This is a genomic window from Rhizobium sp. L1K21, from assembly GCF_024055895.1.
Taxonomy (GTDB): Bacteria; Pseudomonadota; Alphaproteobacteria; order Rhizobiales; family Rhizobiaceae; genus Ensifer_A.
Genome location: NZ_JAMXLE010000005.1, coordinates 103,797 through 123,486 on the forward strand (window position 1 = coordinate 103,797; position 19,690 = coordinate 123,486).

Genomic DNA, 19,690 nt, shown 5'->3' on the forward strand with positions numbered 1-19,690 from the left:
GCATGCTTCAAATCAACGGCTGGATCATAAAGGCGCATCCGCTGTTCCTTGATCAGCTGGAAAAGCTCGTCTCAGCCGTTGAAACACTGAAGCACAAAGAGCCGAGCACCTATCAGGATCATGCAAATACAAAGCTCTTGGCCGCCATCGAGAAACTGATCTTTCACGACATTCCTGAAGACCCGACACGCGAGAAATATCGTCAGGGAAACACGCTTGGCGCAAAACGCAAGCATTGGTTCCGCGCAAAATTCGGCAACGGTCGCTTCCGTCTGTTTTTTCGCTACAGTTCGAGCGCCAAAATCATCATTTACGCGTGGGTGAACGACGATAGGACATTGCGCACCTATGGCGCGAAGACAGACGCCTATTCCGTTTTCAAGGGAATGCTGGATGAGGGCAATCCGCCCGATGACTGGAATGCGCTTCTGAACGCAGCGTCAACCCGGCAGGCCGATACCAGGCTCGAGGCGGCGTCGCCTCCAAAGAAGAAGCCCTGACAGTCCACTCATTTCACCGCATGCGTCAGCGTCGCGCCGAATTCATAATAGGCGCTGCGCAGGGCGGCGAACTGTTCGCTGTGGTGTTTGACCGGCGCGATGGGCAGATTGCTCGTATCGCCGGTCAGGAGCGCTTCAGCCGCGCTTGCGCCAAATACGGTGCCGGGGCCAATTCCGCGACCGGAATAGCCGAAGCAGGCATAGGCATTCGGGCCGAACTCCAGGATTTTCGGGACGTGATCGCTGGTCATGGCAATGCGACCCTGCCACTGGTGGCGGATGGGAAGATCGCCGGCCTTGGGAAAAAGCGTGCGCAATTTGCGTCGCGCCCATGCACGGTGGACGGGGCTGCCCGCCCCTTCCAGATTGCCCATGCCGCCGATAATCAGGCGGCCTGCCGCGTCCACCCGGAATGAACTCATCACCAAAGCCGTGTCCCAGCACCCCTCGCCGCCGGGCAATATTTCGCTGCGCAAATCATGTGGCAACGGGTCCGTCGCAAATTGCGAATAGTAGACAGACATAAATTGCGGGCGAAACGGGGTTTCGATGCCAAGATGATAAGCGTTCGTGGCCATCAGCAGAGCCTTTGCCCGCAGGTGATGCCCGTTGGCCCTTATCACCCACGCATCGCCGTCATGCGAAAGGCCGCTCACCGTGGTGCGATCATGAATGCGAGCACCGGCCTGCGTTGCAGCACGGACAAGCCCGCGGCAATAGGCCAGCGGCTGAATCGTGCCCGCGCGCGGATCGAACAGCGCGCCGTGAAAGCGCGTCGAGCCGGTGCGGCGTGCGGTTTCCGTTGCATCCAGCAAACGCAATGGTGCGCCGAAACGGTTGCCCTGCCGGTGCCGCTCCTGAAGATCGTTCAGGCCAGCCGGGCTATGGGCGCAATGCAGGGTGCCATTGCGCACCGGCTCGCATTGAATACCGTGTTTTTCAATCAGCGCGAAAACCCGTTCGGGTGCCTCGCCCAAGAGGGCAATCAGCTTGTGCCCGGCGTCTTCACCCATCTGCGCAACGATCTGATCAGGCGGCAGCCACAGTCCGGCATTGGCAAGCCCCACATTGCGGCCCGAGCCACCGTGGCCGATCGTGTTCGCTTCCAGCAAAACGGTCGATGCGCCGGAACCTGCCGCAGCCAGTGCTGCCGAACACCCGGTAAAGCCGCCGCCGATAATGGCGATATCCACGCTCAAGTCGGTGCTCAAAGGCGTGGCTTCAACCTTTTCCTGTGCTGTTGCCTGCCAGAGATTGCCTTGCCGGTTTTCCAATTGACACCTCGATCACGGATACGTCCATAGCCTCACAATGTTGACGATAGCAGCAGGCATTGACGGAAGATAATGTCTTTTGCGCATGACAATCAGCGAAATCCCGCATTGCGTGCCGCCATTAACGTTCATTGCGGATGAAATGCAAAATCCGCAGGCGTCGGGGTTGACAACCTACCCAGTAGTATGTGCAATTTCGCTCAAGCCTGCGGTTATGTTTTGGGAGGAACCGGCCAGCGGGCAAAAGGGAGGAACCATGAGCGAGACTGCCATGCTTTTTGTCCACGATGAAGGACAGAAAGCGATCATGGATGTTGCTGCGCAGTGTTTTCTGGAGCGCGGCTTTCATGCCACCAGCATTGATGACGTTGCGCGCCGATTGGGATCGACCAAGGGCCGTGTCTATCACTTTTTTGCATCCAAGGCTGATCTGCTTTTTGCGGTTGCCGAACATGGGATGGATGTGAATTTCAAGGCCATCGAACCTTATCTCGATGCGGACATGCCAGCGATCAAGAAGCTCTATGAAATGGCCATCGCCCATACGCTGGCGATGATCAACTACCGCCCCTATCAGAACGCCGTCTGGCAGGGTGTGGAGATTTACATGCGCGGCGCAACAACGCCGGAGCAGCGCGAGCGGCTTTCTACACTGGTGGATACACGCGACCGCTACTCCACACTCTTCAGGTCCGTTTTGGAACAAGCGCGTGACGACGGCGCTCTTTCCTATAGGGACGGCAGTATCGCCCGCCAGCTGATGTTCATGACGCTGAACTCACCAGTGTTCTGGTACAAGCCACGTGAAGGGGAAACGGACGCAGACCGGCTTTCCATCGCGCGGCAATGCGTCGATTTTGCCCTGAGCGGGCTTGATGCCCGCCACGCGGCGGTTTGAATGAAGAGACTTTGAGGCTCGGGACTTTGGGAGGAGGACCGAGGATTAAATTCTGCAAGACCAAGGACGGAAACGTTCAAAGGCATGGGAGGGCCTTTCTTTGGACCTGTTGCAATTGTTGATCAGCGGCCTGGCCAATGGCTGCGTTTACGGTTTGATCGGCCTCGGCTTTGTATTGATTTACAAGGCCACGGAATCGGTCAATTTCGCCCAGGGCGACATGATGATGCTGGGCGCATTCATCACGCTCGGGCTCACCAATCAGAGCTATGTGGGGCTGCCGTTTTGGCTCGCTGTCATTCTCGCTATCGTGATCATGGGTATTCTCGGCTACCTTCTGGAGGTCGTTTTCATCCGCCCCATGTTCGGCCAGTCGCAAATCGCTGTCGTCATTCTCACGATTGCCATCGGCTTTGTGGCGCGCTTCGTGGCGGGCCTGATCTGGGGCCATGAGCCACAATCGCTGGAAAATCCATTCGTCGGCAAGGATGTCGGCTTCGGCGGGCTTGTTCTGGGGCTCGACGAGGTGGTGATCATCGGCACGACGCTGGCGCTCACCGGCGGGCTTTATCTCTTCTTTGCCTATACGCGTATCGGACTTGCCATGCAGGCTGCATCGCAAAACCAGCTCGCGGCTTATTATATGGGCATTCCGGTCAAGCGCATCCATTCGCTCGTCTGGGCGCTTGCAGGCGCGCTGGCGGCGATTGCCGGTGTTCTCTTCGCGTCCAAAGGGGCGATCGATCCTTCCACCGGCCTTCTCGGCATCAAGGCATTTGCCGCGGCCATCATCGGCGGGTTCGGGTCGCTTCCCGGTGCGCTTCTCGGCGGGCTTGTCGTTGGTCTCATTGAGCCGCTGTCGTCGCGCTATGTTGCAGCCGGTGTCTCGCAGATCATGCCCTATCTAATGCTGCTTCTCGTTCTCATCCTGCGGCCGCATGGGCTTCTGTCCCAGGTCAAGGCAAAGAAGGTGTGATGCGATGAGAATAGTCTTCAAGACATCCTACGACGCCGATATCCGCCTCTTCAAACATGGCGCACAGGCCTTCTGGTATGCCGTGCTTTTGGCGCTCGCCATTGCCGCACCCTTCCTGCTCGGCAGCTTCTTGACCGGCGAGGCCACCAATGTGCTCATCTGGGCGATCTGCGGCATGGGTCTCATGCTGCTGGTTGGCCAGAGCGGCCAGGCAAGCCTCGGCCATGCCGCCTTCATGGCCATTGGCGCCTATTCCTGCGTGCTTCTGCAAACCTTGGCGGGCCTGCCGTTCCTACTGGCCTTCCCGCTGGCCGGTGTTATCACCGGCATCGTGGGCGCGATCTTTGCACTGCCGGTCACCCGTCTGCACGGCATCTATCTCGCCATTGCCACGATCGCGGTCTCCATCATGATGGAAGACATTATCGTGCTTTCCGAGCCGATCACCGGCGGTGTCAACGGGCTGTTTGCGCCGGATATTGAAATTTTCGGCCTGAACTTCAACCGCTATTCAAACCCGTCCGGCCTTTACTGGCTGGTGCTGGCAATCGCGGTTCTGGTGGCGCTCGTCTACCGCAACATGCAGCGCTCGCCACTCGGGCGTTCCTTTGCCGCCGTTCGGGATTCGGAAATCTCGGCACAGGCCATGGGCATCAATGTCGCGCGCACCAAGGCGCTGGCCTTCGGGCTTTCCTGCGCCATCACCGGGCTTGGCGGCGCGCTGATGGGCTATTTTGCCACCATCTTCAATCACGAGACATTCAATATCGTGATCTCGATCAACCTTCTTCTGATGATCGTCATCGGCGGGCTCGGCACCATTCATGGTGCGTTCTTAGGTGCCATCGTTATCGGCTTCCTGCCACAGGCCATTGCCTTTTCGCGCGACGCCATCGGCGAATGGACCGGCATTGGCTCCATTGTCGTGCCGGGCCTGGAATCGGGCATCTTCGCGCTCATCCTCATTGGCTTCATCCTGCTGGAGCCGATGGGCATGTATGGCCGCTGGGTCAAAATTCGAACCTATTTCGAACTCTTCCCCTTTGCCCGCCGCGACATGTTCCGCCGCCAGAAAACCTACCTCAAGACGGAGCGCATCAGATGAGTTTGCTCGAACTGAAAAACGTTACGCTCAAATTCGGCGGGTTGACTGCGGTCAACGATGTTTCCTTTGCCGTCGAAAAAGGCGAAGTCTTTGCCCTCGTCGGCCCCAATGGTGCGGGAAAATCGACGATCTTCAACATGATCTCGCGCTTCTACACACCCTATTCCGGGGATATCCTGTTTGAGGGAAAATCGATCCTGAACAAGGCAACGCACGAGATCGCGGGGCTGGGCATTGCCCGCACCTTCCAGAATATCGAGTTGTTCGAACAGGCAAGCGTGCTGCAGAACATGCTGGTTGGCCGCTACACCCATCGGCGCTCGAATTTCCTCACCGAAATGCTCTTCACGCCGTTTGTGCGGCGGGAGGAATTTGCCCATCGCGAAGCAGTGGAGCGGGCCATCGACTTCCTCGATCTTCAGCCCTACCGCGAAAAGATGATTGCCGGTCTCCCCTATGGGGTCCGCAAGGTGGTGGAAATGGGCCGGGCGTTGGCAATAGAGCCGAAGCTTCTGCTGCTGGATGAGCCCGCCTCTGGCCTGTCGGTAGAAGAAACCCAGGATGTGGCTTTCTGGATCGAGGATATCAAGAAAATCATGGGCATTACCGTGCTGATGGTGGAGCACGACATGAACCTCGTTTCCGCTGTTTCTGACCGCGTGCTGGCGCTGGCCGATGGCAAGACGCTGGCCGTGGGCTCGCCGTCTGAGGTGCAAAATGACCCGGCTGTCATCGAAGCCTATCTCGGCTCGGACGATCATGAGGAGGCTGCTTAAATGGGTGAACCGCTTCTCAAGATCGACAATCTGGAAAGCTATTACGGCCCGATCATGGCCATTCGCGGCGTGAGCCTCGAGGTCAACGAAGGCCAGATCGTCACCGTGCTGGGCGCCAATGGTGCGGGCAAGACAACGCTGATGAAGACCATCTGCGGCGTGATGGATCCCGAAAAGGGAACCGTGAAACTGAATGGCCAGGAAATTCAGGGCCAGGATCCTGATTTTTCGGTGCGCCACGGCATCGTTCAAGTGCCGGAGGGCCGTGAAATCTTTCCGCTCATGTCCGTGGAAGACAATCTGCGCATGGGGGCGTTTACCCGCAAGGATCGCTCCAACATCGCAGCCGATATCGAGATGGTCTACGGCTATTTCCCGATCCTCAAAGAGCGCGCACAGCAGGATGCCGGAACGCTTTCCGGCGGCCAGCAGCAGATGCTCGCCATTGGCCGCGGGCTGATGGCCAAGCCGAAAATCATGCTGCTTGATGAGCCGAGCCTTGGCCTCTCCCCGCTTCTGACGAAGGAGATCTTTGCCATCGTGAAGCGGCTCAACAAGGAGCAGAAGGTGACCATGCTGGTGGTGGAGCAAAATGCCAAGATCGCGCTCGACACGGCCCATTATGGTTATGTGATGGAGCTTGGCCGCATCGTTATGGGCGGCCCGGCAGAAAAACTGCGGGAATCAAAGGATATCCAGGAATTCTATCTCGGCCAGCGCAGCGAGGGAGAGCGTGCGCAGCGCCGCTGGAAGAACCGGAAGACCTGGCGGTGAGAGCAAATGCAGAAAAAGTGGAAACTGGTTTTCCGTCTGCACTTTGCGGCAGAATAATGGGAGGAAATACATGAACGAGATGGTCAAAATCCCCCCTCAACAGGTGGTGGACGGGCTGCATATCAATGCAGACCTGACCAAAGGCCCCTATTTTATCGATGGTTGCGACACGCTGCCAAAGATCTTTCAGAAGCGTTGCGCGGAGTTGGGGGAAAAAACCGCCCATCGCGAGAAGGACTTTGGCATCTGGCACGCCTATAGCTGGAAGGACTGGTACGACCATGCCCGCCTGATCGGCCTTGCACTGAGGGCAATGGGACTGCAGCGCGGCGAATGTATTTCCATCATTTCCGAAGACAACAAGGAATGGCTCTATATCGATCTGGGTGTGCAATGCATGAACGGCATCGTCACCGGCATCTACACCACGGATGCAGCCAGCCAACTTGCCTATATCGTCAACGATTCCGGCAGTCGGTTCCTGTTTGTGGAAAATGATGAGCAGCTGGATAAATTCCTGCAGGCCCGCGCCGACATGCCGAACCTGCAAAAGGTGATCGTGCTAGACCCGGAAGGTCTGCATGATTTCCACGACGACAAGGTCATGTTCCTGGGTGATCTTTATGCGCTCGGCCGCGAAGAACTGAAGAAACATCAAAGCCTTTTCGAAGAGGAAATTGCCGCCACCAAGCCGGAAAACACAGCCATCCTGATCTATACATCCGGCACAACCGGCATGCCGAAAGGCGTGATGCTGTGCCACGGCAATATCCTTTTCACCATCTCGGCCAATGTGATCGGCATACCGGCCTATGCAACGGATGAGCAAATCTGCTTTCTGCCGCTCTGCCATATTTACGAGCGCATGGTTTCGGTGTTCGGACAGATCGCAGCCCGCAGCACGGTGAATTTCGCCGAAAGCCTGGAAACGGTTTTCGACAGTCTTCGTGAAGTATCGCCAAACTCGTTTGCAGCCGTTCCACGCGTCTGGGAAAAGATTTACTCCCGCGTGACGATCATGGCGGGCGATGCCACACCCTTTGGCCGCTGGGCCTTCAACAGGGCCGTGGCCGCTGGTTTGAAAAAGGTTGAACTCGAAGAGACCGGCAAGCCGGTTCCGCTTGGTTTGAAGCTGCAATATGCGTTCTGGGACTTCGTGCTTCTGCACAATGTGCGTCGCATGTTGGGCTTCGATCGTCTGCGCCGCGGCGCCAGCGGTGCTGCGCCCATTTCGCCTGAAATCCTCAAATGGTTCAAGGCGCTCGGCATTAATGTGCTGGAAGGGTACGGCATGTCGGAGTCAGCGGGCGTCATGTCGTCCAACCTGATTGGCAAAAACAAATACGGCACGGTGGGTCAGGCTTTGGCCGGCGCTCAGTTCCGCATCGCGCCCGATGGCGAAATCCAGTACAAGGCCGGCAATGTTTTCCGGGGCTACTGGGGCAACCCTGAAAAGACCGCCGAGGCGCTGACCGAAGACGGCTGGCTGAGAACCGGAGATGTCGGCTTTCTTGATAACGAGGGTTTCCTGAAAATCTCAGGCCGCCTGAAGGACATCATCATTACGGCAGGCGGCAAAAACATCACGCCCGCCGAATTCGAGAACCGGCTGAAATTCTCGCCCTATATTTCCGATGCTGTCATCATTGGCGACAAGCGCAAATATCTCACCTGCCTGGTGATGATCGATGAGGAAAATGTGCAGAAATATGCGCAGGACAATCGCATCCCGTTCTCTGATTTTGCCTCCCTTTGCGCCCGTCCTGAAGTTCAGGCGCTGATTGGACGCGAGATCGAAAACGTCAACAAGGACTTTGCCCGCGTCGAGCAGGTGAAGAAGTTCAAGCTCATCGACATACTTTTGACAGCCGAAGACGATGAGCTGACACCAACCATGAAATTGAAGCGGTCCTTCGTGGAGAAAAAACACGCAAGGCTGATCAATGAAATGTATGCCGAGGCCTGAGGAGACCGAGGCAGCATGTTTAACCGGAGGAGGAATGAAATGAAGAAATCAATGAAAATGATCGCCGCCGCACTGATGGCCGGAAGTGCCATGTTGGCCGCCCAGGCAGCCAATGCGCAAGGCGTGACCGACAAGGAAGTGGTGATCGGCTCCAACCAGGACATGTCCGGCATTTTCGCCGCATTCGGCGCGCCGGCGGTGAAGGCTGCACAGCTCTACTTCGACAAGGTCAATGCCAATGGCGGTGTTCATGGCCGGCAGATCAAGTTCGTGGTGGAAGACCACGGCTATCAGATGCCAAAGGCCATGCAGGCGCTGAACAAGCTGGTCAATTCCGACCAGATTTTCGCCATGCTTCTGCAGCTGGGTACACCGATGAACATCGCGTCGTTCCCGATTCTCGAATCCAAGCAGGTCGCCAATATCGCGCCGCTGACTTCGGCCCGACAGATGGTCGAACCGGCTTCGCCTTATAAATATGCGGGCTTCTCGTCCTATTACGATCAGGCACGTCTGGGCTTGAAATATCTGTCCGAGAACGAAGGCGCTAAGAAGATTTGCTCCATGTATATCCCGTCCGATTTTGGCAACGAAATCAAGGAAGGCACGGATGATGCGGTGAAGGAATACGGCCTGGAGCTGGTTGCTGAAACCACGCACAAGCCCGATGAGCAGGACTTCGTCGGTTCGCTGACGAAGCTGAAGGATGCCGGCTGCGATACGATCACCATCGCGCTCGGCGTGCGCCAGATCATCACCGCCGTAGCAACAGCCAAGAAGATGGGCTGGAACGACGTCAAGTTCCTGGGCTCGTCTGCCGGCTTCCACACCGCCATTGCAAAAGTGCCGGGCGGCGTGACCGAGGGCTATTGGGCCGGCGCCGGCTGGTCTGACATCGTGGCCCGCATGGACAACCCCACAGTAAAGGCCTGGGTGGATGAATACCAGGCGGCAACCGGTGAGTTTCCAAGCTCGGGCGCGCTGCTTGGCCGCTCTGCTGCCGAAACGCTGGTGCGCGCACTGGAAGCAGCCGGTCAGGACCTGACGCCTGAAAGCTTCCAGAAGGGCATGGAAAGCCTCGAATACGACGATGAAATCGCCGGCGTTCACATCAAATTCGGTCCCGACGACCATATCGGCGGCGACCCGATTGTGATCTCCAAGATCGAAGGTGGCGACTGGAAGGAAATCGCAACGGTCGATCCGTCCAAGTAAGACACAAACACCGGACACCCGGCGGCGCTGTGCTGCCGGGTGCTCCAATTTCAAGTCCAATCCATTTAGGAGAACCCAATGACAAATGCGGTCAATACAAGCCTCCAGGGCGACATTTTCCTGATCGAAATCAACAACCCGCCGGTGAACGCGGCATCTGCTGCAGTGCGCGAGGGCGTAATAGATGCGATCAGGCAATTCGCCGCCGAGGACAAGGCCAAGGCTGCCGTGCTTTATGGCGCAGGCCGCACCTTCGTTGCCGGTGCCGATATCCGCGAATTCGGCAAGCTGCCGGCAGGCCCCATGCTGCCCGAGGTCGTGCAGATTGTTGAAGACAGCGAAAAACCGGTGGTCTGCATCATCCATGGCACCGCACTTGGCGGCGGGCTGGAGCTTGCGCTCGGCAGCCATGTCCGCGTGGCGCTGAAGGGCTCCAAGGTCGGTCTGCCGGAAGTGGCCATCGGTGTCATGCCAGGTGCCAGCGGCACCCAGCGCCTGCCCCGCCTCATCGGTTTCGAGGCCGCCGCCGAGATCATCGCGACCGGCCGCCAGGTTTCCGCCAAAGAAGCGCTGCAGCTCGGCATTGTTGACGCGATTGAAGACATGGACGACCCGAAAGCCGCCGGCATTGCCGCTGCGCGCCGGGTCATCGATCAGAACCTGCCTGTTCGCCGCCTGAGCAAAATGGACGAGAAAGTGCAGGCTCATAAAGGTGACACGGCCTTTTTCGATGCCATCCGCGCCGATGTGAAGAAAAAAGCCCGTGGCCAGATTGCCCCTGTGCGCGCGATCGATGCACTGGAAAACGCCGCCAATATGCCGTTCGACGAGGGCATGACGGCCGAGCGCGAGATCTTCATGGAGCTGATGAATTCAGACCAGAGCAAGGCGCTGCGCCATGCCTTCTTCGCAGAGCGCGAAGTGGCCAAAGTTCCCGAGCTTGCCAACGGCACGCCCAAGGAGATCAAGCAGGCCGGCGTGATCGGCGGCGGCACGATGGGGTCTGGCATCACGCTCTCCATGCTGTTTGCCGGTATCCCGGTGACCATGGTGGAGCGCGACGAGGAAAGTGCTGCACGCGGCAAGGCCAATGTGCTGAAGGTTCTTGACGACGGCATCAAGAAGGGCCGCTATGACGAGGCCTATCGCGACAACCTGATGAACACGCTTTACAAGGTCACCACCGATTTTGAAGCGCTGGGTGATTGCGACATCATCATTGAAGCCGCGTTCGAAATGCTGGAAGTGAAGCAGGACCTTTTCCGCACGCTGGACAAGGTGGCACGCAAGGACGCAATCCTCGCCTCCAACACCTCCTATCTCGACATCAACAAGATCGCGTCGGTGACATCGCGGCCTGAAAATGTGCTGGGTCTCCACTTCTTCTCACCTGCCCATATCATGAAACTGCTGGAAGTGGTCGTCGCTGACAAGACCTCTGCGGATGCAGTCGCGACAGGTTTTGCGCTCGCCAAGAAACTGAAGAAGATCGGCGTCCGTGCCGGCGTTTGCGATGGCTTCATCGGCAACCGCATTCTGGAAGTTTACATGAAGGCGGCTGCCTTCATGGTGGAAGAAGGCACCAGCCCCTATGCCATCGACAAGGCCGTGGTCGGTTTTGGCTATCCGATGGGTCCGCACCAGATGGGCGATCTCGCCGGTCTCGATATCGGCCTCATGTCGCGCAAGCGCCGCATTGCGGAAGGCTATAAGGGCCGCTACGCTTTTGAATATCTCGACTGGCTCGGCGAAAAGGGCGATCTCGGCCAGAAGACCGGACGCGGCTGCTATGACTATTCGGCTGACCCGCGCAAGGGCGCTGAAAACCCGGAATTCCTCGCAGCCATCGAGCAAATCAGAAAAGAAAAAGGCATTCCGCAAAAGGGCGAACTCTCGTCTGACGAAATCATGCGCCGCTATATGGCCGCGATGATCAATGAGGGCGCCAAGGTGGTGGAAGAAGGCATTGCCCTTCGCCCGCTCGACGTGGATATCGTCATGCTGTCCGGCTACGGTTCGCCCCGCTGGCGCGGCGGCCCCATGCACTATGCCGACACAATCGGCCTCGACAAGGTGCTGGCCGATCTGAACGAATTTGCCAAGGAAGACCCGGTGTTCTGGAAGCCGGCCAAACTGATTGAGGACCTCGTGGCCAAGGGCGAGAATTTTTCAAGCCTGAATGGCTGATTGATGGGTTGCGGGATGAGGAGGGGGCCTCCCCTTCCTTGTCATCCTCGGGCTTGACCCGAGGATCCACACCCCAGCTTGCGTTTGGATGGTCTGGGCAAGCCCGGCCATGACGGAAACTGAGGCTATAAAATGAAATTCGCGCCCCTTTCTCCCCTTGGGGAGAAATGTCCTGCAGGGACAATGAGGGGTTCTCACAATGACAGGGGGGAACCCCTCATCCGCCCTTCGGGCACCTTCTCCCCAAGGGGAGAAGAAAGAAATTGAGCAAGGAGCAAAGAAGATGCGGGAAGCCGTTATCGTATCCACCGCCCGCACGGGCATCACAAAAGCCTTTCGCGGTGAGCTGAACGCCACGCATGGGGCGGATTTCGGCGGCGCGGTTGCCAAGGCCGCCGTTGAGCGCGCAGGGATTGATCCGGAGCTGATCGAAGATGCGATCTTCGGCTGCGGCATGCCGGAAAGTGCCACCGGCGGCAATATTGCCCGCCATATCGGCGTGCGCGCAGGCCTGCCGCTTTCCATGACTGGCGGCACGGTGTCGCGCCATTGCGGCTCGGGCCTTTTTGCCGTTGCAGCCGCCGCCTCGCAGATCGCACAGAATGGCGCACCGGCCATGCTGGCGGGCGGTCTGGAATCCATCTCCATCGTCCAGAGCCACCTGAACATGTTCATGTATCAGAACGACTGGATGGTGGAACACAAGCCCGCCATGTACATGCCGATGATCGAGACCGCCGACATTGTGGCGGCCCGCTATGGCGTTTCGCGCGAGGCTCAGGACGAATATGCCTATCAAAGCCAGATGCGGACTGCAGAAGCGCAAAAGGCAGGCCGATATGCCGACGAAATCATTGCCTTCACCACCAAGATGGGTGTGCAGGACAAGGAAACGAAGGAAATCACCTTCCACGAAGTGACCTTCGACAAGGACGGCTGCAACCGGCCCTCAACGACGCTGGAAGGCCTGCAGAGCCTGGAGCCGGTGCGCGGTGCCGACCAGTTTGTGACGGCGGGCAATGCCTCCCAGCTTTCTGATGGCGCATCGGCCTCTGTGCTGATGGAAGCCAAGGAAGCCGAAAAGCGCGGCATTGAGCCGATGGGCGCGTTCCGCGGTTTTGTCACCGCCGGCTGCGAACCCGATGAAATGGGCATTGGCCCGGTTTTCGCCGTGCCGAAGCTTCTGGAGCGTAACGGCCTGAAGGTTGAAGATATCGGCCTTTGGGAACTGAACGAAGCCTTTGCCTCGCAGGCACTTTACTGCCGCGACCGTTTGGGCATCGACCCGGAAATCTACAACGTCAACGGCGGCTCCATCTCCATCGGCCACCCTTATGGCATGACCGGCGCGCGTCAGGTCGGCCATGTGCTTTACGAGGGCAAGCGCCGTGGTATTAAGTATGCCGTTGTCACTATGTGTATTGCTGGCGGCCAGGGTGCCGCCGGTTTGATCGAAATTTATTGAGAAGGCCCCTTTCTCCCCTTGGGGAGAAATGTCGGGCGTAGCACGACAATGAGGGGTTCCAGGCGTTGTTGACAGAGAACCCCTCATCCGCCCTTCGGGCACCTTCTCCCCAAGGGGGAGAAGGCAGATATCGAAACAGGAGCCGAAAATGGATCTAAGCTTTTCCCCCGAAGACCTGGCCTTTCAGGCCGAGGTGCGGGATTTCCTGAAAAAGGAACTGTCACCGAAGCTTGCCGACAAGGTGAAGCACAACAAGCACCTGAGCAAGGAAGACCTGACCGGCTGGCATGCCACGCTGAACAAGCGCGGCTGGCTGGCGCAGGACTGGCCGAAGAAATATGGCGGTGCGGAATGGACGCCGGTCCAGCAGCAGATTTTCAACGACGAAGCTGCTGCAGCGAATGCACCGCGCATCATTCCCTTCGGTTTGAAGATGCTGGCCCCTGTGCTGATGAAATTCGGCACCGAGGAGCAGAAGGCGCATTACCTGCCGCGCATTCTCGATGGCACGGACTGGTGGTGCCAGGGTTATTCCGAGCCGGGTGCGGGTTCCGACCTTGCCAGCTTGAAGACCCGCGCAGTGCGTGACGGCGATCACTATGTCATCAACGGCCAGAAGACCTGGACGACGCTTGCCCAATATGCCGACTGGATTTTCTGCCTCGTGCGCACCTCCACCGAGGGCAAGCCGCAGGAGGGCATTTCCTTCATTCTGGTGGATATGAAATCGCCCGGCATCACCGTGCGCCCGATCATTCTGCTGGAAGGCACGCATGAGGTGAACGAGGTCTTTTTCGACAATGTCCGCGTTCCCGCCGAAAACATGATCGGCGAGGAAAACAAGGGTTGGACCTATGCGAAATATCTTCTGACCCACGAGCGCACCAATATTGCCGGTGTGGATGCTTCCAAGGCAGCACTTGCCGAGGTGAAGAAGATTGCCGCGGCTGAGACCGTGCGTGGCGTGCCGCTTGCCGAAGACCCCTATTTCGCCCGCCGCATCGCGGAAGTGGAAATGGAACTCGACGCGCTCTCCACCACAAACCTGCGCGTGCTCTCTTCGCCGGATGCGGCCTCGCAGGCCGGCCCGATCTCCTCCATGCTGAAAATCAAGGGAACGGAAATCCGTCAGGCGATCAACGATCTCTCCCGCCGCGCCATCGGCCCCTACGCCATGCCCTTCGTCTCCGAAGCGCTGGAAGAGGGCTATAATGGCGAGCCGGTGGGCCCCGATTACGCGCTCGGCGTCGCACCCGACTATTTCAACAACCGCAAGATCACCATCTTCGGCGGCTCCAACGAAATCCAGCGGGGCATTATCTCCAAAATGGTGATGGGGCTTTGATCAGGTGGCCTTCTCCCCTTGGGGAGAAGTGCCGAGCATAGCGAGGCGATGAGGGGTTCCCTCTGAGCCGGTTTGAGAACCCCTCATCCGCCCTTTGGGCACCTTCTCCCCAAGGGGAGAAGGAATAACAGGACAACAAAAATGGACTTTTCACATTCGGAAGAACGCCAGCTCTTTAAAGACATGGCAGCCCGCTATATTGCGGACAAATATAAGCTTGAAGCCCGCAACAAGGCGGCAGAAACAGAGACCGGATTTTCGCCGGATCATTGGGCGCAGTTTGCCGAACTCGGCCTTATTGGCGCGCTGTTTACCGAAGAGGCGGGCGGTTTCGGCGGTTCGCCATTCGATGTCACGGTGCTGTTCGAAGAACTTGGCCGCGGCCTTGTCAACGAGCCGCTGCTGGCAACCGCAGTTCTCGGCGGCGGGCTGATTGCAGACCTTGGCAATGATGCACAGAAGGCCGTTCTCGAAGAGGTGATTGCAGGCACGCATCAACTGGCCTTTGCTCATGGCGAGCCGAAGAGCCGCTATGACGCCAGCCATGTTGAAACCACTGCCGAATCCGGCCCCGGCAACGGCTATGTGCTGAATGGCGCGAAGGCTGTGGTGCTGAACGGCGGCAATGCCGATACACTGATCGTGTCGGCCCGCACATCTGGCAAGACCTGGGATGAAGACGGGATTTCGCTGTTCCTCGTACCCAAGGGTACGGCAGGTGTCAGCGTCCGGTCTTATCCCTCGATCGACGGCCTGCATGCCGCCGAAGTCACTCTGGACAAGGTTGAGCTTCCCGCAGATGCGCTTCTGGGTGAGGCCGGCAAGGCTTACCCTGCGATTGAAAAGGTTCTGGCACGCGGTGCCATGGCGCTGGCCTCCGAGGCTGTCGGTATCATGGAAGTCTGCCGCGACATGACCATCGACTACTTGAAGACCCGTAAGCAGTTCGGTGTTGAAATCGGCCGCTTCCAGGCCCTCCAGCACCGCATGGCAACCGTTCTTCTGGAAATCGAGCAGGCTCGTTCTGCTGTGATCAATGCCGCCGGTCACTTCAACGAAAACCGTGTGGCGCGCGAGAGGGCCGTTTCCGCCGCCAAGACGCTTGCCGGAAAGGTGGGCAAACTGGTGGCTGAAGAGGCAATCCAGATGCATGGCGGCATTGCCATGACGTGGGAATATGCCGTGGGCCACTTTGCCAAGCGCCTGATCATGATCGACCATCAGCTCGGCGATGTCGATTACCACACCGCCCGCTATGTGGCCCTTTCCAAGGCGGCTTGAACAAATCGCCAAGGAACTTTGTCGTGACTTGCCGGTTTCCCACTCATAGGAAACCGGAGGTCACACCATGACTGAGCACGACAGAAACAAGATGGCTGCCGAAATCGAACGGGTGGCCCGCGAAATCCGGCAGCTTGCCGAAGAAACAGACCCTGAGAAGAACCGGGAAAGCATCGACGCTGCACGTAACGTCGAGGACGCGCAACGCCATGCGCGCAGACAACACTCCCATTCATGATTTGACGCCGTAGAACATCACAGAAGACGCGCTGAGGAACATTTCAATTCCCGGCGCGTTTTTTCGTGGTTCAGGCGGCGTTTCCGCCTCGCTCAAATGCCATGCTGACACCACCGCGCAGCCTGACATTTGGGCTCGAAAAGACACCACTGAGCACCGGCAAAAACAGATTGAGAGGGATCCCCATGTCTGCCACCACTATCCTCCTGATAATCGTCATCCTGTTGCTGATCGGCGCATTGCCCACATGGCCGCACTCGCGCAACTGGGGCTATTACCCCTCCGGCGGTCTCGGCCTCCTGCTCATCATCGTGCTGATCATTCTCCTCTTGTGACGCATGCAGAAATCAACAGTCAAAGTGGTGCGGCGGCCATCCGGTCTGCCGCATTTCCTTTTTCAACCCCTTCAAACTGCCTTTCCAATAGTTATGCAAGTTCCTAAGTATTTTCTTGACGCTCGCCGTGCTGTCCTTTACTTAGGTATATGGCTAAGTTTGATCACAATCTGAACCGCATGTTTTCAGCCCTTGGCGACGAAACACGCCGTGCAGTTGTTGCAAGGCTTGCCCGCGGTCCGGCAAGCGTCAGCGAGCTTGCCGCATCTCACAAGATGGCGCTGCCATCCTTCATGGGACACCTGACCAAGCTGGAAGACGCGGGGCTCATTGCGACGTCGAAAGAGGGCCGCGTCCGCACATGCCGCCTGCTCAATGAAAATCTCACGCCGTTGAACAACTGGCTCGTTGAGCAGCAGCGGGTGTGGGAAAAACGGCTCGATCAGTTTGACACCTATGTCGAACAACGAGCAAGGGAGAGAAACGATGCAACTTGATCCGGAAACCGACCTCAGCTTCACGCGTCATGTGAAGGCACCCCGCGACCTCGTGTGGGAATGCTGGACCACGCCGGAGCACATCATGCACTTCTTCGTGCCCAAACCGCATGGCGTGACAAGCTGCGAGATTGATCTGCGGGTTGGCGGACGGTTCAACACGGTGTTCAACGTCGATGGCAATGAGATGGACAACAAGGGTGTTTATCTGGAGGTGATACCGGGTGAAAAACTTGTTTTCACGGACACATACAGTGAAGGCTGGAAACCTGCGCCCGATCCGTTCATGACTGCCATCATTCTGCTTTCAGACGCCGAAGACGGCGGCACCACCTACACAGTAATTGCCCGCCACCGAACCAGCGATGCGCGCAAGACCCATGAAGACATGGGCTTTTATGACGGTTGGGGCACGGTTGTGGACCAGCTCGAAGACTATGCCGCCGAACTGCAGAAGTCGCGCCCGGCATAAGCACACGCGTGAAGGCTGTTGCACCATGGAGTATATAGGCTGGTCGTCCCGCGGCAACGAGCAGAAGGCCGCCGTGATTATTCCCGATGGATGCAGGGATATCATCGTCGTCAGACAGGAGGGCGACATCCACGATGTTTTCCTGAGCGATATCGACTGGCATCCGCGCATCGTGCACATGCAGGCAAGCCGCGAGCTGACCGGCTATCGCATGCCTCCCGGCACTGTCGTCAATCCAGCTGACCTCATTGACCTGCGGCATGGTTCGCGCCTGACGCATGCAGACCTCATGCATGTGGCAACCACGGATGAGGAAATGACCGCCCTTGTCGCGCTACTCGCCGAAACCCAACTGCCGGTGGCGCGGGTGGCAACCACGGCCGGAGTAAGTGAACGCACACTTCAGCGTCACTTCAAGGCGCGCAATTTGCCGAAACCGGAATTCTGGCGTCAGCTGGGCCGCGCCAGGCGCGCAGCCATGGCACTGGAAATCTATCCGTCGCTGTCGGAAACCGCCCTCGCCTTCGGCTACAGCGATCAGGCACATATGACACGCGAATTCGTTCGCTGGTTTGGCGCAACCCCGCAAAGGTTGCGCCGCAAACCGGACCTCTTGCGGCTGATTGCTCAACCTGGATTGGGCAACTGGACCGCGGAGCAAAGCTCCACCAGATAGCCGTTCGGGTCGCCCACATAGGCGGTGGTTTGTCCCCATGGTTCCTCACGCACCTCCTGAACAGGCGTGGCGCCGGCCGCCAGAGCGCGCGAAAGGGCCGCCGCCACATCATCGGTTTCCAGGGCAATTTCGAAGGTCGGAGAAGTCAATGCCGCCGGAGCCGGTTTTTTACCAAGCTGACGCATGAGCTTGGTTGAGGAAAAGGCAAGCCGCGTTTCGCCGGTCACCAGCTCGCCATAGTCGCCACTTTCATGCAGGAAGCCGGTCTGCAGGCCAAAAGCGCGTTCATAAAAGCTGAGCGTTGCGGCCACATCATCAACGTAGAAAATGGCATATCGAAAAAGCATCGTTATCTCCTGTTTGAACATTCGACAGACATGCAGCTTGCGCCGGTAAATGTCTTGAAGAATTCCGACACACTCGACAAAACGTCACTTTGTCTCTACCAGAGCGGCAACAGTCTTCAGGTCGATAATAAGAACTTTTGTCGTGATGCCTCTTGCGGGCGCGGAACATGGTCCGGCGACGCAATTTCTGATCATCGGGCCTTGGACCTCAAACGCGAAAAATGAGGATGATCATGAGCGAACTGCCCCCCTGCCCGAAATGCAACTCCACCTATACCTATGAAGATGGCGGGCTGCTGATGTGCCCCGAATGTGGGAACGAATGGTCTGCAGATGCAGCATCCGGCTCCGACGAGCCGGTCTACAAGGACGCCAATGGCGCGGTTCTCGTCGATGGCGATACGGTGACCGTGATCAAGGACTTGAAGCTCAAGGGCAGCTCGCAGGTTTTGAAAGTCGGAACAAAAGTGAAGAATATCCGCCTTGTAGAAGGCGATCACAATATCGACTGCAAGATCGATGGTTTCGGCGCGATGAAGCTGAAATCGGAATTCGTCAAAAAGATCTGAGATTTGAGGCGTCCGCCGATGCATGCCGAAATGCGGCATTTTGATGGAACCGTTTTGAACCTGCGGCGTTAGACTGCCATGGCGGCGCAACCCAATCGCAATATCACCATGATACAGCTCGGCATTCTTGTCGGGCTTATCCTTTTTGTGGCCGATGTCATCGCGGTGCATACAGGCTATATCGATGGCATTGACCACACGGTTCTGCAATGGTTTCGCGTCGATGGGAATCCGGACCAGGCCATCGGACCACCCTGGTTTGAAGAGGCCGCAGCGGAGATCACCACGCTTGGCAGCTATACGGTGGTCATCATTGTCTGCCTGATCACCACCGGCGTCTTGCTCAGCTACCGTCTCTATGCGGCCTCGGCCTTCATCGCCGTTTCGCTTGTCGGCGGCGCACTCATCTCCTCGCTTTTGAAGCTGCTGTTTGAACGTCCCCGACCGGATATCGTCGAGCATCTGGACCGCACATTTACCTATAGTTTTCCCAGTGGCCATGCACTGATTTCTTCGGTCACCTATCTCACCCTGGCCGCTGTCGCCGTGCGCTTTGTCGAGCGTCGCCAAACCAGACGCTTCGTCATCACTTGCGCCTTCCTGCTGGCAGCCCTAGTGGGGATCAGCCGGGTGTACCTTGGCGTGCACTGGCCAAGCGATGTTTTCGCCGGCTGGTGTCTGGGCGGTGCCTGGGCGGGTACCTGCTGGTACGCCGCGCATTGGCTGACACATCGCAACCGCCCCTCTGACGAGACCGAAGATCTCGGTCGCTCCCATACGCGAGGCCCATAACC

Annotated in this window: 21 protein-coding genes; 19 read left to right on the top strand and 2 right to left on the bottom strand. The window is 57.8% G+C overall.

What is annotated here, in order from left to right; translation table 11 throughout:
* Nucleotides 1-2 precede the first annotated feature (2 nt).
* A complete protein-coding gene (locus NHF56_RS18975; protein WP_252807668.1) occupies nucleotides 3-500 on the top strand; it encodes a type II toxin-antitoxin system YhaV family toxin in 498 nt (165 codons plus the stop codon).
* Between the two features lie 8 nt (nucleotides 501-508).
* Here the strand turns inward: NHF56_RS18975 and NHF56_RS18980 are convergent, their stop codons facing one another.
* Entirely contained in the window at nucleotides 509-1,774 is a 1,266-nt protein-coding gene (locus tag NHF56_RS18980) for an FAD-binding oxidoreductase (RefSeq protein WP_252807519.1), read from the bottom strand.
* Nucleotides 1,775-2,030: 256 nt separating this feature from the next.
* On the opposite strand from NHF56_RS18980, the gene NHF56_RS18985 reads away from it, so the two are divergent.
* The 16 genes from NHF56_RS18985 (at nucleotide 2,031) to NHF56_RS19060 (ending at nucleotide 17,980) form a co-directional block, all read left to right on the top strand.
* Entirely contained in the window at nucleotides 2,031-2,672 is a 642-nt protein-coding gene (locus NHF56_RS18985; protein ID WP_252807521.1) for a TetR/AcrR family transcriptional regulator, read from the top strand.
* A gap of 100 nt (nucleotides 2,673-2,772) precedes the next feature.
* The gene (locus tag NHF56_RS18990; RefSeq protein ID WP_252807523.1) at nucleotides 2,773-3,648 is read left to right on the top strand and encodes a branched-chain amino acid ABC transporter permease; all 876 of its coding nucleotides are present in this window, start codon (nucleotides 2,773-2,775) and stop codon (nucleotides 3,646-3,648) included.
* Between the two features lie 4 nt (nucleotides 3,649-3,652).
* The gene (locus tag NHF56_RS18995) at nucleotides 3,653-4,753 is read left to right on the top strand and encodes a branched-chain amino acid ABC transporter permease (RefSeq protein ID WP_252807525.1); all 1,101 of its coding nucleotides are present in this window, start codon (nucleotides 3,653-3,655) and stop codon (nucleotides 4,751-4,753) included.
* Nucleotides 4,750-5,529, top strand: a complete 780-nt coding sequence (locus NHF56_RS19000; RefSeq protein WP_252807528.1) for an ABC transporter ATP-binding protein — start codon at nucleotides 4,750-4,752, stop codon at nucleotides 5,527-5,529. The genes NHF56_RS18995 and NHF56_RS19000 overlap by 4 nt, the downstream gene beginning before the upstream one ends.
* A complete protein-coding gene (locus NHF56_RS19005) occupies nucleotides 5,530-6,303 on the top strand; it encodes an ABC transporter ATP-binding protein (protein ID WP_252807530.1) in 774 nt (257 codons plus the stop codon).
* A gap of 70 nt (nucleotides 6,304-6,373) precedes the next feature.
* Nucleotides 6,374-8,269 carry a long-chain fatty acid--CoA ligase gene (locus NHF56_RS19010; RefSeq protein WP_252807532.1) on the top strand — a complete coding sequence of 632 codons (1,896 nt, stop codon included), beginning with the start codon at nucleotides 6,374-6,376 and terminating at the stop codon, nucleotides 8,267-8,269.
* A gap of 39 nt (nucleotides 8,270-8,308) precedes the next feature.
* Nucleotides 8,309-9,484, top strand: a complete 1,176-nt coding sequence (locus NHF56_RS19015; protein WP_252807534.1) for an ABC transporter substrate-binding protein — start codon at nucleotides 8,309-8,311, stop codon at nucleotides 9,482-9,484.
* Between the two features lie 78 nt (nucleotides 9,485-9,562).
* The gene (locus NHF56_RS19020) at nucleotides 9,563-11,671 is read left to right on the top strand and encodes a 3-hydroxyacyl-CoA dehydrogenase NAD-binding domain-containing protein (RefSeq protein WP_252807536.1); all 2,109 of its coding nucleotides are present in this window, start codon (nucleotides 9,563-9,565) and stop codon (nucleotides 11,669-11,671) included.
* A gap of 283 nt (nucleotides 11,672-11,954) precedes the next feature.
* Nucleotides 11,955-13,136 carry an acetyl-CoA C-acyltransferase gene (locus tag NHF56_RS19025; protein ID WP_252807537.1) on the top strand — a complete coding sequence of 394 codons (1,182 nt, stop codon included), beginning with the start codon at nucleotides 11,955-11,957 and terminating at the stop codon, nucleotides 13,134-13,136.
* A gap of 148 nt (nucleotides 13,137-13,284) precedes the next feature.
* Nucleotides 13,285-14,481 (top strand): acyl-CoA dehydrogenase family protein, encoded by a 1,197-nt coding sequence (locus NHF56_RS19030; RefSeq protein WP_252807539.1) that lies wholly within the window; start codon nucleotides 13,285-13,287, stop codon nucleotides 14,479-14,481.
* A gap of 141 nt (nucleotides 14,482-14,622) precedes the next feature.
* Entirely contained in the window at nucleotides 14,623-15,762 is a 1,140-nt protein-coding gene (locus NHF56_RS19035) for an acyl-CoA dehydrogenase family protein (protein WP_252807540.1), read from the top strand.
* A 67-nt stretch (nucleotides 15,763-15,829) separates the two neighbouring features.
* The gene (locus tag NHF56_RS19040; RefSeq protein WP_252807541.1) at nucleotides 15,830-16,000 is read left to right on the top strand and encodes a hypothetical protein; all 171 of its coding nucleotides are present in this window, start codon (nucleotides 15,830-15,832) and stop codon (nucleotides 15,998-16,000) included.
* A 185-nt stretch (nucleotides 16,001-16,185) separates the two neighbouring features.
* Nucleotides 16,186-16,335, top strand: a complete 150-nt coding sequence (locus NHF56_RS19045; RefSeq protein WP_252807544.1) for a DUF3309 domain-containing protein — start codon at nucleotides 16,186-16,188, stop codon at nucleotides 16,333-16,335.
* 149 nt (nucleotides 16,336-16,484) lie between these two features.
* A complete protein-coding gene (locus NHF56_RS19050; RefSeq protein WP_252807545.1) occupies nucleotides 16,485-16,832 on the top strand; it encodes a helix-turn-helix transcriptional regulator in 348 nt (115 codons plus the stop codon).
* Entirely contained in the window at nucleotides 16,822-17,304 is a 483-nt protein-coding gene (locus tag NHF56_RS19055) for an SRPBCC family protein (protein WP_252807547.1), read from the top strand. Before NHF56_RS19050 ends, NHF56_RS19055 begins: the two co-directional genes overlap by 11 nt.
* A 25-nt stretch (nucleotides 17,305-17,329) precedes the next feature.
* Complete coding sequence (locus NHF56_RS19060) at nucleotides 17,330-17,980, top strand: AraC family transcriptional regulator (protein WP_252807549.1); 651 nt, start codon at nucleotides 17,330-17,332, stop codon at nucleotides 17,978-17,980.
* On the opposite strand, the gene NHF56_RS19065 is transcribed toward NHF56_RS19060, so the two are convergent.
* A complete protein-coding gene (locus tag NHF56_RS19065) occupies nucleotides 17,932-18,327 on the bottom strand; it encodes a VOC family protein (RefSeq protein ID WP_252807550.1) in 396 nt (131 codons plus the stop codon). The genes NHF56_RS19060 and NHF56_RS19065 overlap by 49 nt on opposite strands.
* Before the next feature lie 233 nt (nucleotides 18,328-18,560).
* Here NHF56_RS19065 and NHF56_RS19070 point away from each other — a divergent pair, with 233 nt between their 5' ends.
* Entirely contained in the window at nucleotides 18,561-18,896 is a 336-nt protein-coding gene (locus NHF56_RS19070; protein ID WP_252807551.1) for a zinc ribbon domain-containing protein YjdM, read from the top strand.
* A gap of 78 nt (nucleotides 18,897-18,974) precedes the next feature.
* On the top strand, nucleotides 18,975-19,688 hold the full coding sequence (locus NHF56_RS19075) for a phosphatase PAP2 family protein (protein ID WP_252807552.1): 714 nt from the start codon (nucleotides 18,975-18,977) through the stop codon (nucleotides 19,686-19,688).
* The last annotated feature ends 2 nt before the right edge of the window (nucleotides 19,689-19,690 follow it).

Bases quoted from the DNA above. Each gene is read 5' to 3' on its own strand.
- NHF56_RS19035 (WP_252807540.1), top strand. From the start codon at position 14,623: ATGGACTTTTCACATTCGGAAGAACGCCAGCTCTTTAAAGACATGGCA.
- NHF56_RS19070 (WP_252807551.1), top strand. From the start codon at position 18,561: ATGAGCGAACTGCCCCCCTGCCCGAAATGCAACTCCACCTATACCTAT.
- NHF56_RS19005 (WP_252807530.1), top strand. From the start codon at position 5,530: ATGGGTGAACCGCTTCTCAAGATCGACAATCTGGAAAGCTATTACGGC.
- NHF56_RS19075 (WP_252807552.1), top strand. From the start codon at position 18,975: ATGGCGGCGCAACCCAATCGCAATATCACCATGATACAGCTCGGCATT.
- NHF56_RS19015 (WP_252807534.1), top strand. From the start codon at position 8,309: ATGAAGAAATCAATGAAAATGATCGCCGCCGCACTGATGGCCGGAAGT.
- NHF56_RS19010 (WP_252807532.1), top strand. From the start codon at position 6,374: ATGAACGAGATGGTCAAAATCCCCCCTCAACAGGTGGTGGACGGGCTG.
- NHF56_RS18975 (WP_252807668.1), top strand. From the start codon at position 3: ATGCTTCAAATCAACGGCTGGATCATAAAGGCGCATCCGCTGTTCCTT.
- NHF56_RS19050 (WP_252807545.1), top strand. From the start codon at position 16,485: ATGGCTAAGTTTGATCACAATCTGAACCGCATGTTTTCAGCCCTTGGC.
- NHF56_RS19030 (WP_252807539.1), top strand. From the start codon at position 13,285: ATGGATCTAAGCTTTTCCCCCGAAGACCTGGCCTTTCAGGCCGAGGTG.
- NHF56_RS19055 (WP_252807547.1), top strand. From the start codon at position 16,822: ATGCAACTTGATCCGGAAACCGACCTCAGCTTCACGCGTCATGTGAAG.
- NHF56_RS19000 (WP_252807528.1), top strand. From the start codon at position 4,750: ATGAGTTTGCTCGAACTGAAAAACGTTACGCTCAAATTCGGCGGGTTG.
- NHF56_RS19045 (WP_252807544.1), top strand. From the start codon at position 16,186: ATGTCTGCCACCACTATCCTCCTGATAATCGTCATCCTGTTGCTGATC.
- NHF56_RS19025 (WP_252807537.1), top strand. From the start codon at position 11,955: ATGCGGGAAGCCGTTATCGTATCCACCGCCCGCACGGGCATCACAAAA.
- NHF56_RS18995 (WP_252807525.1), top strand. From the start codon at position 3,653: ATGAGAATAGTCTTCAAGACATCCTACGACGCCGATATCCGCCTCTTC.
- NHF56_RS19040 (WP_252807541.1), top strand. From the start codon at position 15,830: ATGACTGAGCACGACAGAAACAAGATGGCTGCCGAAATCGAACGGGTG.
- NHF56_RS19065 (WP_252807550.1), bottom strand. From the start codon at position 18,327: ATGCTTTTTCGATATGCCATTTTCTACGTTGATGATGTGGCCGCAACG.
- NHF56_RS19060 (WP_252807549.1), top strand. From the start codon at position 17,330: ATGGAGTATATAGGCTGGTCGTCCCGCGGCAACGAGCAGAAGGCCGCC.
- NHF56_RS18985 (WP_252807521.1), top strand. From the start codon at position 2,031: ATGAGCGAGACTGCCATGCTTTTTGTCCACGATGAAGGACAGAAAGCG.
- NHF56_RS19020 (WP_252807536.1), top strand. From the start codon at position 9,563: ATGACAAATGCGGTCAATACAAGCCTCCAGGGCGACATTTTCCTGATC.